Below are 17,017 nucleotides of genomic sequence, written 5' to 3'. Positions count from 1 at the left end.
TCCTACAGGGGGGGGGGCTTTTAGCGGAGCCGCCGTTGGCGTTTGTTACGAGGCTGTTTAATGCCGTTGTCCAACATCCATATCCTCCATCAGGACGCCGCCGTCCTGGTGGTGAACAAGCCGACCCTGCTGCTCTCGGTGCCTGGTCGCGCCGATGACAACAAGGACTGCCTGATCACCCGCCTGCAGGAAAACGGCTATCCCGAAGCGCGCATAGTCCACCGCCTGGACTGGGAAACCTCGGGGATCATCCTGCTGGCCCGGGATGCAGACACTCACCGCGAACTGTCGCGCCAGTTTCATGACCGTGAAACCGAAAAGGCCTACACCGCCCTGGCCTGGGGCCAACCGGCACTGGACAGCGGCAGCATCGATTTGCCCCTGCGCTACGACCCGCCGACCAAGCCACGGCACGTGGTGGACCATGAATTCGGCAAGCATGCGCTGACCTTCTGGAAAGTGCTGGAGCGCTGCGGCGACTGGTGCCGCGTGGAGCTGACGCCGATTACCGGGCGTTCGCACCAGTTGCGGGTGCACATGCTGTCCATCGGTCACCCGCTGTTGGGGGACGGTTTGTATGCCCATGAACAAGCCCTGGCCGCCTGGCCGCGCCTGTGCCTGCATGCGAGCATGTTGAGCTTTACCCATCCGCAAAGCGGCGAGCGCTTGCGCTTCGAGTGCCCGTCGCCGTTCTAACCTGCAAATACCGCTACATGTGGGAGCTGGCTTGCCTGCGATAGCTGTATATCAGCACCACATTTTTTCCTGACAGACCGCTATCGCAGGCAAGCCAGCTCCCACAGAGGGTTGTGTTGTTCTCAGCCATGCAGGTTCGCTCCAAATACGTGACCAATACGGTAAACTCCGCACACTGCTGTCTGGAGCTATTTATGCGCGAAGCGTTGAATCAAGGCCTGATCGACTTCCTCAAGGCCTCCCCCACTCCTTTTCATGCCACTGCCGCCATGGCCCAGCGCCTGGAAGCGGCCGGTTACCAGCGCCTCGACGAGCGCGAAACCTGGGCCACCGAAGCCAACGGCCGTTATTACCTGACCCGAAACGACTCCTCGATCATCGCCTTCAAGCTCGGCCGCCATTCGCCGCTGCAGGGCGGTATCCGCCTGGTCGGCGCCCACACCGACAGCCCGTGCCTGCGGGTCAAGCCGCAGCCGGAGTTGCAACGCCAAGGCTTCTGGCAGTTGGGCGTGGAAGTCTACGGCGGCGCACTGCTGGCGCCGTGGTTCGACCGCGACCTGTCCCTGGCCGGCCGCGTGACCTTCCGCCGCGACGGCAAGGTCGAAAGCCAACTGATCGACTTCAAGCTGCCCATCGCGGTCATCCCCAACCTGGCGATTCACCTGAACCGTGAAGCCAACCAGGGTTGGGCGATCAATGCGCAAACCGAGCTGCCGCCGATCCTCGCGCAATTTGCCGGTGACGAGCGCGTGGACTTTCGCGCCGTGCTTACCGAGCAGCTTGCCCGCGAGCATGGCCTGAACGCCGACGTGGTGCTCGACTACGAGCTGAGTTTCTACGATACCCAAAGCGCCGCGGTGATTGGCCTGAACGGCGACTTCATTGCCGGTGCGCGCCTGGACAACCTGCTGTCGTGCTACGCGGGCCTGCAAGCCCTGCTCACCAGCGACAGCGAAGAAACTTGCGTGCTGGTGTGCAACGACCACGAAGAAGTCGGCTCGTGCTCGGCCTGCGGCGCCGATGGACCGATGCTCGAACAGACCCTGCGTCGACTGCTGCCCGAGGGTGATGAATTCGTACGCACCATTCAAAAATCCCTGCTGGTTTCGGCAGACAACGCCCACGGCGTGCACCCCAACTATGCCGACAAGCACGACGCCAACCACGGCCCCAAGCTCAATGCCGGCCCGGTGATCAAGGTCAACAGCAACCAGCGCTACGCCACCAACAGCGAAACCGCCGGGTTCTTCCGCCATCTGTGCATGGCCCAGGAAGTACCGGTGCAGAGCTTCGTGGTGCGCAGCGACATGGGCTGCGGCTCCACCATCGGCCCGATCACCGCCAGCCATCTGGGCGTGCGCACCGTAGACATCGGCCTGCCGACGTTTGCCATGCACTCCATTCGGGAGCTGTGCGGCAGCCATGACCTGGCGCATCTGGTGAAGGTATTGGGCGCGTTTTACGCGAGCCACGACCTGCCCTGATCTCAAGGCCGGACGCGGTCAAAAATGTGGGAGCGGCGGTGCGACGATTCGACTTGCTCGCGAAGACGGTGGAACAGTCGATATATTCAGTGACTGACACACCGCATTCGCGAGCAAGCCCGCTCCCACATTTTGTCCGTGTACACCTGATCTGCATCATCTGCACTTTCTACAATCGCGCCTAGACTTGTCAGTATTCCTACTCCGACAAGGCCATCACCCCATGATTTCCATGTCCTCCTTCCACGCCATGCTGATCCCGATCCTGACCGGCATGCTCCTGCTGGCCGTGGGTTTCAACTTTCGTGACAAGCCCCTCGGCGTGTTCGGCATGTGGGTAGGCATGCTGCTGATCCTGGGCACGGTGGTATACAAGATCCTCGCCAAACTGGCCGAATGACGCTTGCCCTCGTACACTCGATCGACCTGCCGTCTTCAAGGTTGCCCGCCTCGTGTTTTCCCGTCTGTTCACCCTGCCCTGCTCGCTATTGATTGCCCTGCTCGTACTGCTGCCGTGCGCCCCTGCCCAAGCCGTGGGTTTGCCGGGCATGCTCGGCAGCGGCGCCAAGGCCCAACCCCAGGCGGAGGTGCCGTTGGGCCAGTCGCTGGACGAGGTCATCAAGACCCTGGAGAACGACCAGCAGCGCACCCAGTTGCTCAGTGACCTGAAAAAACTGCGCGCAGCCACGCAAAAAGCCCAGCCCGCCGCAGAGCTGGGGGTGCTGGGGCTGATCGGCAGTACGCTGTCGGGCTTTGAGCAGCAGTTTTCCGGCACCGACAGCCCGATGGGGCGCTGGTCCAACGAAGTCGACCTGGCCAAGCAAGAACTCAGTGCGCTGATGCTGCCGGCCAACGAATGGCTGCCGATCATTTTCGGTTTTGCCCTGATCCTGGCGGTATGGAGCCTGCTCGCCGCCGCGCTGATCTGGCTGAGCCACCGCGTGCGCGAACGTTTCGGTCTGCCCGAGGAATTGCCGCAGCACCCACGCACCTGGGACATGGTGCGCTTCGCCCTGCGCAAACTGGGCCCCTGGTTGATCGCACTGGTGATCACTGTGTACCTGAGCTACGCCCTGCCTTCGTCCCTGGGCAAATCCCTGGCGATGGTATTGGCCTATGCCCTGGTGGTCGGCACCTGCTTCTCGGCCATCTGCGTGATTGCCTTTTCCGTGCTTGACGGCCCCCATCGCCATCGCGCGCTGTACATCCTGCGCCACCAGGCGTTCCGCCCCCTCTGGTGGATCGGCAGTTTTGCCGCCTTCGGTGAAGCCTTGAGCGATCCCAGGCTGGTACAAGCCCTGGGCCAGCACCTGTCCCACACCGCCGCGACCGTGGCCAATGTGATGGCGGCGTTGTCGACCGGCGTGTTTATCCTGCGTTTCCGTCGACCCATCGCCCACCTGATCCGCAACCAGCCGCTGTCACGCCGCCTCACGCGCCGCGCCCTCAGCGACACGATCGAAATCATTGGTTCGTTCTGGTACATCCCCGCATTGCTGCTGGTGGGCATTTCGCTGTTCGCAACGTTCGTCTCCGCCGGCGACACCAGCACCGCCCTGCGCCAGTCACTGCTGTGTACGGTGCTGTTGGTGTTGTGCATGGTGATCAACGGCCTGGTACGCCGCCACGCGCTCAAGCCGCAACGCGGGCACAAGCGCCACGCGCTGTACTCCGAACGCCTGAAAGGCTTCGTCTATACCTTGGCGCACCTGCTGGTGTGGCTGATGTTCATCGAGCTGGGCCTGCGGGTGTGGGGCTTGTCGCTGATTCGTTTTACCGAAGGCGATGGCCATGAGGTCAGCGTCAAGCTGTTCGGCCTGGCCGGGACCCTGCTGTTTGCCTGGCTCATCTGGATTCTCAGCGACACCGCGATTCACCATGCGCTGACCCGCTCGCGCAAAGGCCTGGCTAACGCGCGGGCACAGACCATGATGCCGTTGATCCGCAACGTGCTGTTCGTGACCATTTTCATCATCGCCGCCATCGTCGCCCTGGCGAACATGGGCATGAACGTCACGCCGCTGCTGGCCGGTGCCGGTGTGATCGGCCTGGCCATCGGCTTTGGTGCGCAATCGCTGGTGGCGGACTTGATCACCGGCCTGTTCATCATCATCGAGGACTCCCTGGCCATCGATGACTACGTCGACGTGGGCGGCCACCTCGGTACCGTCGAGGGCCTGACGATCCGCACGGTGCGCCTGCGCGACATCGACGGGATCGTGCACACCATCCCGTTCAGCGAGATCAAGAGCATCAAGAACTACTCGCGGGAGTTCGGCTACGCGATCTTCCGGGTGGCGATCCCGTACAACATGCAGATTGACGACGCCATCAAGCTGATACGCGATGTCGGCCAGAAAATACGCAACGACCCCCTGCAACGCCGCAACATCTGGTCGCCCCTGGAGATCCAGGGCGTGGAGAGTTTCGAGTCGGGCAGCGCGATCCTCCGTGCGCGCTTCAAGACCGCGCCGATCAAGCAGTGGGAAGTGTCGCGGGCGTTCAACCTGTCGCTCAAGCGTCAACTGGATGAAGCCGGGCTGGACCTGGCGACGCCGCGGTTGAGTGTGCAGGTGGTGACGGGGGCTGCTGGGGCGGAGGGGAAAGAGAAGAGCGTGCAGTAGGCAATGGTGTCTGGGAGTTGGCTTGCCTGCGATGGCCGTGGCAAGGGAGCTTGCTCCCGTGGCGGCCCCTGGGCCGACCATGTCTCTGGGTTTGAGTACATATCCATTCCTGCGGTAACGGCGGCTATTGGTTCCGCCCTTACGGCGGCTCACTTTTGAAAAGCGCAAAAGTAAGCAAAACGCTCTTGCCCCACCACTCGGTGCCTCGCCTAGGCTCGGCATGCCCGAACGAAGGCTTGAATCCGTGGGCCGCCGTCATGGGCCATCCATGGCCCAGGACGGCTAACCCGGCGTCCTGCCGGGTTAGCCACGGATTCAAGCCTGCGTTCGGCCAGCGTGGTTAACGGGGCGCCTGAGATCAAAATCAAAAGCCAGATCAAGAGCAGATCAAGAGCAGTGGATATGGATATCTACCGAATACATCTGAATGAATGAAGATCTAAATGTGGGAGCGGGCTTGCTCGCGAAGGCGGTGTGTCAGTTACCAATGTAATTGCTGACCCACCGCCTTCGCGAGCAAGCCCGCTCCCACAGTTTAACCGAGTTCGACAGGCAAATACCGGTCGGCTCGAAGGCCGCCGCGCTTCTGCTTTTGATCTGCGATCGCCCCGTCAAACACGCTGGCCGAACGCAGGCTTTGGAGCGTGGGTAACCGGCAGGACGCCGGGTTAGCCGCACTGGGCCATGGATGGCCCATTGCGGCGGCCCACGCTCCAAAGCCTTCGTTACGGCACACCGAGCCTAGGCGAGGTGCCGAGTGTTGGGCGAAGACCTTTTGGTTACTTTTGGCTGGGCCGGCATTCCGGTCTTTCCAAAAGTGACCCGCCGTAAGGGCGGAACCAATAGTCGCCGTGACCGCAGCAACGGATATGTACCCGGTCAAATCCAAATACATGGTCGGCCCAGAGTCCGCCATCGCAGCCAAGCCAGCTCCCACCTTCGATCTGCGGCGATTAAGCCAGGGCAGCACCATCCATCTTCTGGCGCAAACTCAACGGCCGCATATCAGTCCAGACTTCCTCAATGTACGCCAGGCACTCTTTCTTCATGCCGCTCTTGCCCACGGTGCGCCAGCCTTCCGGCACGGCTTTGTAGTCGGGCCAGATGGAATACTGTTCTTCATGGTTGACCACTACCTGAAACAGGATGTCGTCGCGGTCAAATACTGAGGTCATTGCTGTTCTCCATCGCTAAAAGGCGGGCTGCGCACCGTGCGCAGCACTGATATCTGTAGAGACGTATAACCCTGGCAAAAAATTAGAGGCTGGCGACCGCCGCCGCCAACGCGCGCCCGAAGATATCCGCGACCCGGTCGACTTCGGCGGCGGTGATCACCAGCGGCGGCAGGAAGCGCACCACACTGCCATGTCGCCCGCCCAGCTCGAGGATCAGCCCGCGCTTGAGGCATTCGCGCTGCACCAGCGGCGCCAGCTGGCGATGGACAGGTGGGTGGCCTTGAATGTCGAGTGGGCCATCGGGCTCAACCAGTTCCACGCCGAGCATCAGCCCGCGACCGCGAATATCCCCCAGGTGCGGGAAGTCGCGCTGCAGGATGCGCAGGTGTTCGCCCAGGCGTTCGCCCATGGCCGCCGCGTGGCCGGTCAGGTCGTGGTCTTTGAGGTAGCGCATCACCGCCGAACCCGCCGCCATCGCCATCTGGTTGCCACGGAAGGTCCCGGCATGCGCGCCCGGCAACCAGGTGTCGAGCCAGTCGCGGTACACCACCACCGCCAGCGGCAGGCTGCCGCCGATGGCCTTGGACATCACCACCACATCCGGGATGATGCCCGCGTGTTCAAAGGCGAACATCTTGCCGGTGCGGCCGAAACCGCTCTGGATCTCATCGACGATCAACGCCACGCCCGCTTGCTCGGTGATGCGGCGCAGGCCGCGCAGCCAGTCCAGATCAGCCGGGATCACCCCGCCTTCGCCCTGCACCACTTCGACGATCACCGCCGCCGGCGGCAAGACGCCCGCTTCCGGGTCATTCAACAGGTTTTCCAGATAATGCAGGTTGACCCGCACACCTTCCGCGCCGCCCAGCCCGAACGGGCAACGGTAGTCGTAGGGATACGGCAGGAATTGCACGCCATTGGCGAGCAACGCGCCCAAGGGCTTCTTCGGTCCCAGGCTGCCCATCAGGCTCAACGCGCCCTGGCTCATGCCGTGATAACCGCCCTGGAACGACAATACGGTGCTGCGCCCGGTGGCGGTGCGCACCAGTTTCAAGGCGGCCTCGACGGCATCGGTACCGGTGGGGCCGCAGAACTGGATCTTCGCTTCCCGTGCCAGCGCTGGCGGCAGCAGGCCGAACAGGTCCTGCACGAACTGGTCCTTGACCGGGGTGGTGAGGTCCAGGGTATGCAGTGGCAGTTCATCGGCGAGCACTTGCTGGATGGCCTCGATCACCACCGGGTGGTTATGCCCCAGCGCCAAGGTACCGGCGCCGGCCAGGCAGTCGATGAAACTGCGGCCTTCCACGTCTTCCACGTAGATGCCTTTGGCGCGCTTGAGCGCCAGGGGGATACGCCTCGGGTAGCTGCGGGCGTTGGATTCCTGCTGGCGCTGACGGGCAAGCAGCGGGGAGTCGTCGAACTGGTAGAGCGTTTCATGCACCTGGGCGTCTTCGATACGGCTGGTAGCGACTGACATTTCTCGATCCCTCAATACGCTGATGATGACCAAACTGCCGATCCGCTGGCGTCTGGCCCAAGGGCATGCGCACGGATTTCCTGTTCTGGAAACGCACCAACGCCGGGAGGATTTACTCCGCATGTCGCGAAAAGCCACTGGCCGGTAACTCAAGTAACTGTGGGAGCTGGCTTGCCTGCGATGACCATAGGTATCTACACAACTTTCAAAGGCTGACAAATCTCTGTGTAGATACCTATGCTGCGATGACATCACCTCGGTGTGCCTGATGTACCGAGGTGTCTGCATCGCAGGCAAGCCAGCTCCCACAGGACAGCATCCAGGCTTCAGAGTCCGAGGTACTTTTCATTTAGCGCGTACAAAATTGCGCAAGTCTCCGTATCCAGAAACCCACAGTAATCGCGCGGGCGAAAGTGCATCTGAAATGCCCGCGTCCTTTGTTGAAACGCCTGCCGGTTCTTTGCAGGCGCATACCCGTAGCGCTGAAACGCCCGCTCCACCTCGACTTCCGACGGCAGCCCGGTGCAAAACCGACGTTGATACATCGCCCGCGTCGTCTCATCGAACCAGGCACCCACGCCTGCCTCATGCAAACGACGCCACGGCAGTTGCGGCCCCGGATCGCTCTTGCGCGCATACGCCACGTCCGAATGCCCGAGGATGTCAGTGGGCCCAACTTGCGGATAACGCCCAAGGATGTCGCGAACCAGCGCTATCAACACGTCAGTCTGTTCCTCGCCGTAGGACGGAAAAGTGAACACCCCGCCGTCATCCCGCGCCAGGTTGACGATTTCGATGCCAATCGAGCGGCTATTGAGGTTATCGCGCCCCGCCCAATGGCTGACCCCGGCATGCCAGGCGCGCTGTTCTTCCGCCACCAGGCGAAACACCCGCAGCTCTTCATAACTGGCAGCGCGGTAGCTGGGGTCATCTGGATCGGGCAGCAGATAGTGCGCGCTGACCCCGTCCCGGGTCAGGGTGCGCAGGGAGGAGCCAAAGGGCGCCGCGGTGTAATGCAAAATCACCTGCCCCACAGGCTCGCCGTTACGTTCGTTGAAGCCCGTGGCAGGAAAACTGGTATCAATGACCAACATAAGAACCGTCCTTTTCAATTCAGGCCGAGTCGTTCAGCCCGTTCAAGCGCAAAAATCACCGTCATCCTGAAGACTTGAATCTCAGGAAGGCGGTAACTATTTGGGACTTGAAAGAAAAGTTGGCACCCGCAAGAAACGCGATCAGCGCCGCAGCGGCATGCCCAATTCGACGCGCAGGCCATCCGCCTGGCCGTCGAACTTCAGCGAGCAGGAACAACGCTGCACGATCGCCTGCACGATCGCCAGGCCCAGGCCGCAGCCTTCGCTGTTGCCATTGCGCCAGAAGCGTTGGGTCAGGTATTGCAGGTCCTCGGGCGAGATCTGCTTGCCGTGGTCACGCACGCGAAACACCACGTGGTCGGCCGAGATGATCACGCTAAGCTCCACCCGCGTACCCGCCGGCGTGTGGCGCAAGGCGTTATCCAGCAAGTTGCGCAAGGCCGCGACCGCCAGGCCAACCGGCATGCCCAGCGGCGCGTCGGACAGGGTGTCGGGCAGGATCAGGTCAATGCGCGCATTGTCGCCGGTATTCGCATCCTGGATCGCCAGCCGTGCCACTTCTTCAGCGCTGGACTGCACGCCATCGTCGAATGACAGGCTGCCTTCCACTCGCGCCAGCAACAGCAATTGCTCCAGGGTGCGATGCAGGCGGTCGGCGCCCTCCTCGGCGTGGGCCAGGGACTGGTCGCGGGCCGCGCCCTCGGTCATGCGCGCCACTTGCAGGTGGGTCTTGATCGCCGTCAGCGGGCTGCGCAGCTCATGGGCGGCGTCCCCGGTGAGGCGGCGTTCGCGCTCGATGGTCTTGGCGATGCGCTGCAACAGCTGATTCTGTGTGTCGAGCAGCGGCTTGAGCTCGCTGGGCAGTGGGTGGATCTGCAGCGGCTCGAGGGAGTCGGGGCTGCGGCGCATCAACGCATCACGCATGCGGTTGAGTGGCAGCAGGCTCTGGCCGATGCCCAGCCACAACAGGCACAGGCAGCCCAGCATCGCCACGCCCACCGGCACCGACGCCGCCAGCAGGATCGACAGGTTCAGCGCCTCGCGTTCCACTTGGCGGTCAGCGGTGGTGATCAACAGGTCGCCACGGGACAGGGTAAAACTGCGCCAATTCACGCCATCGATCACCTGGTCCCGAAAGCCGCTCACCCGCGACTCCAGCCCTTCATCCGGGGTAGCGTGGCTGCGCGCCAGCACTTCGCCACGCAAGGAGCTGACCTGGCACGCCATGCCCCCCGGTACATTCAGGCTGCCATGCACATGCGCGCCAGCGCTCTCACTGGCCAGCCCCGGCATCTGCTCGGTGAGCCCCGCCACCATGCGCGCCGACGCCACCAGGCGCTGGTCGAGGGAGAACATCATTTGGTTACGCAAGTCGTTGAGCATCCAGGCCGCCGCGAGGGCCCAGATCAGCACAAAGGCGGCGCCCAGCTTGAACGTCAGGCGCAGGCGCAGGCTTTTCACAGGGCGTCCTCGCCCCCGTCAGCCGGGCCCAGGCGGTAGCCCAGGCCACGCACGGTCTCGACAATGCCGTTGCCCAATTTGCGCCGCAGATGGTGGATGTGCACGTTGAGCGCATTGCTTTCAAGCTCATCGTTGAAGCCGTAGACGCTGTCCTTGAGCTGCTCGCTGGACAGCACGCGGCCCTTGTTGTGCAGCAGGGCCTGCAGCAGCGCCTGCTCACGGCGTGACAGGTCCACCGGCTGGCCGCCCAGGAAGGTTTCGCGGCTGCTGGGATCGTAGGCCAGGCGGCCATGTTCGATCAGATTGACCCTGCGGCCGGCCACGCGGCGCAGCAGGGTCTGCAGGCGCGCGGCGAGCTCGCGCAGGTCGAAGGGCTTGAGCAGGTAGTCGTCGGCGCCGGCTTGCAGGCCGTCGACGCGGTTGGTCACCGAATCCCGCGCGGTGAGGATCAGCACCGGGATTTCCAGGCCCTGGCTGCGCTGTTGCTGCAGCAGCTTGAGGCCGTCCTCGTCGGGCAGGCCGAGGTCGAGCACCATGATGTCGAAGGTAGCCGCCCTGAGCATGGCCCGCGCGGCGCCGGCCGTGGCCACGCGCTCGACGGTAAACCCCTGGGCGGTCAGGCCGGCCACGATGCCGCTGGCGATCAGTTCGTCGTCTTCACAGACCAGTACGTGCATGGTGAGCCCTTCAGGAAAGATGGGGGTGATTAAAGGTGCCGCGGATTAAGCGCAGATTATGCCGCTAAACCCGCCACACTCCCTCTAGAATAGCCTGGGTTAATCATCGGTTAATCAACGCCACACATTGTGTGCCTCACTTGCATCGAACTAAGGCTTGACCATGCGGCATCTGTTTACCTTTCTGCTGGTGTTGTTCGCGGGGTTCGCCCAGGCCGCGCCGGGCAACCCGTTTGAAACAAAACCCGACTTCCTCCCGGTGGGGAAAGCCTTCACCTTTACCTCCGAACGTCTTGAAAGCGGCGAGACCCAGCTGTATTGGCAGATTGCCGATGGCTATTACCTGTATCAGCAGCGCATGAAGTTCGATGGCCTGGCCGAAAAGCCCGTGTTGCCCCAGGGTGAAGCCCATAGCGATGAGTTCTTCGGCGAGCAGCAAGTGTATCGCCAGGGCCTGGAAGTGAAGATTCCGGCCGGCGCCACCGGCCAGGTCAAGCTGGGCTGGCAGGGCTGCGCCGATGCGGGCCTGTGCTACCCGCCGCAGTCGATCACCGTGGACCTGGGCGGCAACTCGGCAGTCGCCGCTACCGCCCAAGCTCAGGACCAAAGCCTGGCCAGTGGCCTGCAACAACGCAGCCTGGGCTGGAGCCTGCTGCTGTTCTTTGGCCTGGGCCTGCTGCTGGCGTTTGCACCGTGCTCCTTGCCGATGCTGCCGATTCTCGCCGGCCTGGTGGTGGGCAGTGGCGCCAGCCCCCGTCGCGGTTTTGCCTTGGCCAGCAGCTACGTGGTGTGCATGGCGCTGGTGTATGCGGCATTGGGCGTGCTGGCCGCATTGCTCGGCGCCAACCTCGCCGCGTGGCTACAAACGCCGTGGATCCTCGGCAGTTTCGCGGCCCTGTTCGTGATCCTCGCCCTGCCGATGTTCGGCTTCTTTGAACTGCAACTGCCCGTGTTCCTGCGGGACCGCCTCGACAACGTCAGCCGCCGGCAAAGCGGCGGCAGCCTGGTAGGCGCGGGGGTGCTCGGCGCGCTGTCCGGCCTGTTGGTCGGCCCGTGCATGACCGCGCCCCTGGCGGGCGCGCTGCTCTATATCGCCCAGACCGGCAATGCGCTGCACGGAGGCCTGATCCTGTTCACCATGGGCATCGGCATCGGTATTCCGTTGTTGCTGCTGGTGACCGTGGGCAACCGCTTCCTGCCCAAGCCGGGCACCTGGATGAACGTGCTCAAGGGCATCTTCGGCTTCCTGTTCCTCGGCACCGCCGTGCTGATGATTCGCCCGGTGATTGACGACGCCCTGTGGATCGGTCTGTGGGGCGCACTCGCGCTGGTGATGGCTTACTGCGGTTGGACCCTGGCCCGCGAATACGGCCTGGCCGCCAAGGTGTTTGGCGCCGGTTCCCTGGTGCTGGGCCTGTGGGGCGCCGTGCTGGTGGTGGGCGCAGCCGGTGGCAGCGCTGATCTGTGGCAACCGCTGAAGGTCTACAGCGGCTCGCGGGCCGCCGCCGTATCGACCGCCCACGACGCCTTCATGACCATCAACGACCCCGCCGTGCTGCAAACCCAGCTCGACAGCGCCAAGGCCCAGGGCCAATGGGTGCTGGTGGACTACTACGCGGACTGGTGCGTCTCGTGCAAGATCATGGAGAAGCAGGTGTTCGGCAAACCCGAAGTCATGCAAGCCCTGAAAGACGTGCGCCTGCTTCGCCTGGACGTCACCGCCGACAACGCCGCCAGCCGCGAGCTGCTCGGCCGCTACAAAGTCCCTGGCCCGCCGACCTTCATCTGGATCGGTCCCAACGGCGAAGAACGCCGCGCCCAACGCATCACCGGCGAAGTGGATGCCGCCGCCTTCCTGCAACGCTGGACGCAAACCCGGGACGCCTTCTGAATGCTGACCCTGACCATCGGCACCTTCGCCATTGCCCTGAATCACCTGCTGCTGATCAGTGCGCTGATCCTGGCCACACTGGTGGGTTGGCGCGTGGCCAAGCGCGGCGGTGAAAACCCGGAATCGGTGCTGTTCAGCCTGTTCCTGCTGGGCATGCTGGTCGCCCGCGTCAGTTTTGTGCTGATGTACTGGAGCGATTACCGCCACGACCCGCTGCAGATGGTCGACCTGCGCGACGGCGGTTTCCTCGCCTGGCCCGGCGTGATCGCACTGGTCCTCGGCGCGCTGGCCTACGGCTGGCGACGCCCAACCCTGCGCAAGCCACTGGGCGCCGGAGTGATCACCGGTCTGGTTTTCTGGGGCATGGCCAATGTTTCCCTGAGCCTGTATGACAAGGGCTCGCAGTTGCCGGACATCACCTTACGCAATGCCAATGGCGATGTGGTGCAACTGGCCGACTACAAGGGCGGCCCATTAGTGATCAACCTCTGGGCCACCTGGTGCCCGCCGTGCCGTCGCGAGATGCCGGTACTTGAACGCGCCCAGCACCAGCGCCCCGACGTGACCTTCCTGTTCGTCAATCAGGCCGAAAGCATGCAAAGCGTTGCAACCTTCCTCGCCACCCAGGGCCTGACCCTCGACAACGTACTGTTCGACGCCAGCGGCCGCCTCGGCCAGGCCGTGGGTTCGATGGCGCTGCCCACCACGTTGTTCTACACAGCCGACGGACGCCTGATCAACAGCCACCTCGGCGAACTGTCCCAAGCCAGCCTGGCCCGAGCCATGGAACCCTTCGACACCGATACAACAAGGAAACCCACATGCCCCGCCTCCGCCACCTGCTGACCCTGCTGCCACTGACACTGGCCGCCACCCTGGCTCACGCCGAAGACTGGCCGGCACCGATCAAACAGATCGAGGCCAAGGGCGCCAAAATCCTCGGCAAATTCGACGCCCCCAGCGGCCTCACCGGCTACGCCGCGCAATACCAGAACCGCGGCATGGCGCTGTACCTGACCGCCGACGGCAACAGCGTGATCGCCGGCAACCTGTACGACGCCCAGGGTAATGACCTGAGCAGCGCGCCGCTGGAAAAACTGGTGTACGCGCCGATGGCCAAGGAAGTCTGGGCCAAGCTGGAAAAAAGCAGCTGGATCCAGGACGGCGACGTCAATGCGCCGCGCACCGTCTACCTGTTCAGCGACCCCAACTGCCCCTACTGCAACATGTTCTGGGAACAGGCCCGCCCGTGGGTAAAAGCCGGCAAGGTGCAGTTGCGTCACATCATGGTCGGCATCATCCGCGAAGACAGCCCAGGCAAATCCGCCGCGCTGTTTGCCGCCAAGGACCCGCAAAAAGCTCTGCAGGAACATGAAGCGGCGGGTAAAGGCAGCAAGTTGCAGGCACTGAACAATATCCCGGCGGATATTGAGGCCAAGCTTGATAGCAATATGAAGTTGATGGATGAACTGGAGTTGTCGGCGACGCCGGCGATTTTCTATCTGGATGACAAGGGTGGGTTGCAGCAACAGCAGGGGGCGCCTTCGCCGGAGAAGTTGGTGAAGATACTTGGACCGAAGTAGAACGCAGGTTTGGAAAGCGCCCATCTTATTCATGGGCGCGCTCGTCAAGGATCGATCTAGCTAAAGAGTTGCCAGTTGTCCGTATAAGAGTGCTGCTGAGTAATCACTACAACTTTTGTGATCAACTCACCATTTGGCGCCGTGAAATCAATCCAATTATCAGTCGGACTCCCAGCAGTAAAAGTGCGGTCCCCGATTTTCACTCCCGAAGTGTTGTAGAACGAAAATTGTCCATAGTACACATGTCGCATATAGGCAAACCTTAAACGCGAGTAGCCCGACTTGAGGGTGAAGTCGACCTGTTGCCTCGGTAAATTACCTTCTCCCGCAGAGCAGGAAAATGCGATAGCGTTTCCCGACGTCATACTCGAGTCGCTACTGTAGCCGCCATGTACGCCCATAGTCGCTTGATAATGCCGGATGGTCATCAGCGGCGTACTCAATACGGTCCCCGCTGTGTAGTAACCTCCCGGGAGACTCTCGAAATTTTCCATTACCATCGTAAGCACACGCACAATCAGCACGCGCGGTGGACAAAACACATTCTCGTTCGGGCTACCGTCAGTCGACACGCTCCATGTGAAGGTCATGGAGGACCGATCTTTTGCCTTCACCAATTCGGATCGCAATACAGTTGCCGCCACCTCGAACGCTGCCGATTCTTCCGCAGCTGTAATCGTTCGAGCCGCATACACAACAAAACTGTAGGGAGCGCCGCTCTTATCGATTCCGGTCGCCCGAAGCGAGCACTTCTGTCCTGCTCGCAAGAACCACATCCAATCTATGAAGGAGTCGGCATTCCCGGCGAATGTTCGCGTATCCACAATGCCGTTTTGCGTTCTGGGGGGCGTAGCCTGCAGCAGATTCGGCGTTTGAACGCGCACAGGAAGGCTGATCCTCAAATTCAACGGCGGCGACGTCTGCACCTTGCACGCGGTGATGACCTTGCTAGTGATCTCCACCTGTTTACCCAAGCTTTCGATCACAGCCTCCGACGGCAGCGCAAAGACCACAGCGCCCTTCGTGCTGCCGGGTTTGGGGGCCAATGGCCAGCAAGTACCGTCCGGTTTCTTCCAGCAAACACTGATGGAGTGCTTGGGGTTGCTACCGATGTACTCCACTTCGACATGTATGCCGTTGCGTCCATTCCAAGCGGTCAAGTTAGTGCCCACCGCTTCGGTCACTCTTGGCTCAGGCAGTACAAGAGGCTCTTGCTCGATAGTGAAAGTCTGAGCTGGGAATTGGTGCGCATTCTCCAGCTCACACTTGCCACAATAACTCCCCGCAAAATGCAGCTCAAACTCACTACAATCAGCCAGCTCTTGCAACTCAGCCCTCAGGATAGGCGTGTCCACCCCATTTGCCTTCCAGGCATCTGTAACAGGTGCATCCACCAAAATATCAAAACGATAGGCGCTGCCATCCTCACGCTCACCCGTAATCCACATCCAGCAACATTTTGCGCAGTCGGCATAATTCCAGACATCTACCCACCCTGTGGGATCACCAGAAAACGTCCTAAGGTCCAATATCCCATTAGTTGCTTGCTCAATACCCGGATGGGGAAATTGAGTAACCAAAACATTGATCGCTTGCTCAGGCGATTCCTGCACCCCCTCACTATTGGGGAATCCAAGGGTGTACATCAGCCTCATCTCTTTGTTAAAGAAACAAGCAATGTCACAAGGCGACAGTTCGATGGTTGCCGGATCTCCATCATTTTCAATGGTCACGCAGCCGAGTGACTTAGGCGCATGATCAGGCCCGCTCAGATAGAAACAGATGCGGTCGCCTGCATAGGTGTCCAAGGTGGGGACGTGTACATCCCCACCCTCTTTGGTGTTTTCAGGGTTAAGCCACCACTTACCGTTGAAAAACGTAGACTGTTGCAAATCCGGGGGAGGCAGATCAAGGCCTTGATCCCCAATGAAAGCAGCAGTGCGGCGATATGGCATTTGAAGGGCATTTTTCGGAAGACGCGTCTCTTCATCAGGATTAGTAACCTCAGCTGGAGGTTGGGCAGCTTCGCCACTCGTGATGTAGGCACACTGCAGGGTCATTGACTCATATAGCGGTATTTGTCGCGCCAGCCAAGCACGTCTAACAGCGTGAGTGAGTTCGCCCGAAGCTATATCCTCAGCTGTTAACGCATATCCGTCAGCCACTGGGTAAAAAACGGGCTTTCGACTAAATTGCCGAGTAACAAGGGTGCAGTAAAATCTATCATTTACTTGGGCAAGATAAGGAATCTCCGTCTTGACGAGAGCGTCCCCTTTGAAATCGTGCATGTCAATGACAGGTGAGTTTTGATAGATTTTTTCGTGGAGAAAATAAGGTGCGTACTTTTTACTTTCGTTTGCTTGGTAAAACTCGATCAACACCTCTTTCTTCAAAGAAGCGGCTACCTGCCCTTGCACTTTCCCGGTATTCGAAATGACGAGCGTTTTCCCCATTGCCGCCGTCATGTAAGGCAGAGGAATTTCAGTTTCCTCTGCGCCAGACTCACCGCCTGAATACACAATATCCTCGAACTCCAACCCGGGTGTTTCCTTCGTGTGGAAGCTGGCGATAATGGGTTCATCCTTGTCCAATCGTGAATCAAATGTCAGGTGTGAACCCACCATGCGAGAGGTCGCAACCGTTCCGTTCTGCTCACTGGAAACTACCGGACTGTTCACTTCAACAGCTTTGGGTTTTGGCCGCTTGGGCTTTTGCGCTCTGATAACGTTAGAGGGTGCGTTCGACGCTGGGATTTTCTTAACCATGGTAAGAACTCCTTGTTCCAGATGCTGTTCTCCTTGACTCGATCTGAAGCCAAGGGTCTCCCTTCAGTGAGCTCTTTTGGCATCCGCTCG

13 protein-coding genes are annotated in these 17,017 nt (G+C 61.1%); 7 read left to right on the top strand and 6 right to left on the bottom strand.

Annotated elements, in window-relative coordinates:
* Window positions 1–60 precede the first annotated feature (60 nt).
* The 4 genes from ACLH0H_RS17765 to ACLH0H_RS17750 all read left to right on the top strand — a co-directional run bounded on the left by ACLH0H_RS17765 (window position 61) and on the right by ACLH0H_RS17750 (window position 4,804).
* Window positions 61–696 (top strand): RluA family pseudouridine synthase, encoded by a 636-nt coding sequence (locus ACLH0H_RS17765; RefSeq protein ID WP_411378993.1) that lies wholly within the window; start codon window positions 61–63, stop codon window positions 694–696.
* A 194-nt stretch (window positions 697–890) separates the two neighbouring features.
* A complete protein-coding gene (locus ACLH0H_RS17760; RefSeq protein WP_411378992.1) occupies window positions 891–2,180 on the top strand; it encodes a M18 family aminopeptidase in 1,290 nt (429 codons plus the stop codon).
* Between the two features lie 223 nt (window positions 2,181–2,403).
* Complete coding sequence (locus tag ACLH0H_RS17755) at window positions 2,404–2,580, top strand: hypothetical protein (protein ID WP_411378991.1); 177 nt, start codon at window positions 2,404–2,406, stop codon at window positions 2,578–2,580.
* A gap of 52 nt (window positions 2,581–2,632) precedes the next feature.
* Window positions 2,633–4,804, top strand: a complete 2,172-nt coding sequence (locus ACLH0H_RS17750; protein ID WP_411378990.1) for a mechanosensitive ion channel family protein — start codon at window positions 2,633–2,635, stop codon at window positions 4,802–4,804.
* 953 nt (window positions 4,805–5,757) lie between these two features.
* Here ACLH0H_RS17750 and ACLH0H_RS17745 read toward each other — a convergent pair.
* From ACLH0H_RS17745 to ACLH0H_RS17725, 5 genes are all read right to left on the bottom strand, one after another.
* On the bottom strand, window positions 5,758–5,979 hold the full coding sequence (locus ACLH0H_RS17745) for an MbtH family protein (RefSeq protein ID WP_102061965.1): 222 nt from the start codon (window positions 5,977–5,979) through the stop codon (window positions 5,758–5,760).
* Between the two features lie 82 nt (window positions 5,980–6,061).
* The gene (locus ACLH0H_RS17740; RefSeq protein WP_411378989.1) at window positions 6,062–7,456 is read right to left on the bottom strand and encodes an aspartate aminotransferase family protein; all 1,395 of its coding nucleotides are present in this window, start codon (window positions 7,454–7,456) and stop codon (window positions 6,062–6,064) included.
* 326 nt (window positions 7,457–7,782) lie between these two features.
* On the bottom strand, window positions 7,783–8,550 hold the full coding sequence (locus tag ACLH0H_RS17735) for an N-acetylmuramoyl-L-alanine amidase (RefSeq protein WP_411378988.1): 768 nt from the start codon (window positions 8,548–8,550) through the stop codon (window positions 7,783–7,785).
* 141 nt (window positions 8,551–8,691) lie between these two features.
* Complete coding sequence (locus ACLH0H_RS17730) at window positions 8,692–10,011, bottom strand: ATP-binding protein (RefSeq protein WP_411378987.1); 1,320 nt, start codon at window positions 10,009–10,011, stop codon at window positions 8,692–8,694.
* Window positions 10,008–10,688 carry a response regulator gene (locus ACLH0H_RS17725; RefSeq protein WP_411378986.1) on the bottom strand — a complete coding sequence of 227 codons (681 nt, stop codon included), beginning with the start codon at window positions 10,686–10,688 and terminating at the stop codon, window positions 10,008–10,010. Before ACLH0H_RS17725 ends, ACLH0H_RS17730 begins: the two co-directional genes overlap by 4 nt.
* Window positions 10,689–10,851: 163 nt before the next feature.
* On the opposite strand from ACLH0H_RS17725, the gene dsbD reads away from it, so the two are divergent.
* The 3 genes from dsbD to dsbG are packed head-to-tail and all read left to right on the top strand — an operon-like array spanning window position 10,852 to window position 14,162.
* Window positions 10,852–12,579: a protein-disulfide reductase DsbD gene (gene dsbD / locus ACLH0H_RS17720; protein ID WP_411378985.1), complete on the top strand. Its 1,728-nt coding sequence runs from the start codon at window positions 10,852–10,854 to the stop codon at window positions 12,577–12,579.
* Window positions 12,580–13,425: a prolipoprotein diacylglyceryl transferase family protein gene (locus tag ACLH0H_RS17715; RefSeq protein WP_411378984.1), complete on the top strand. Its 846-nt coding sequence runs from the start codon at window positions 12,580–12,582 to the stop codon at window positions 13,423–13,425.
* Window positions 13,401–14,162, top strand: a complete 762-nt coding sequence (gene dsbG, locus ACLH0H_RS17710) for a thiol:disulfide interchange protein DsbG (protein WP_411378983.1) — start codon at window positions 13,401–13,403, stop codon at window positions 14,160–14,162. Before ACLH0H_RS17715 ends, dsbG begins: the two co-directional genes overlap by 25 nt.
* A 56-nt stretch (window positions 14,163–14,218) precedes the next feature.
* Here dsbG and ACLH0H_RS17705 read toward each other — a convergent pair whose 3' ends face one another.
* Window positions 14,219–16,927, bottom strand: a complete 2,709-nt coding sequence (locus ACLH0H_RS17705; RefSeq protein WP_411378982.1) for a hypothetical protein — start codon at window positions 16,925–16,927, stop codon at window positions 14,219–14,221.
* Between the last annotated feature and the right edge of the window lie 90 nt (window positions 16,928–17,017).

The sequence above is a fragment of the Pseudomonas sp. MPB26 genome (genome assembly GCF_046605355.1).
In the GTDB taxonomy this organism is placed as follows: Bacteria; Pseudomonadota; Gammaproteobacteria; order Pseudomonadales; family Pseudomonadaceae; genus Aquipseudomonas; species Aquipseudomonas cedrina.
Note: the sequence above shows the minus strand (reverse complement) of the source record. Positions and strands in the feature narration are given on the sequence as shown.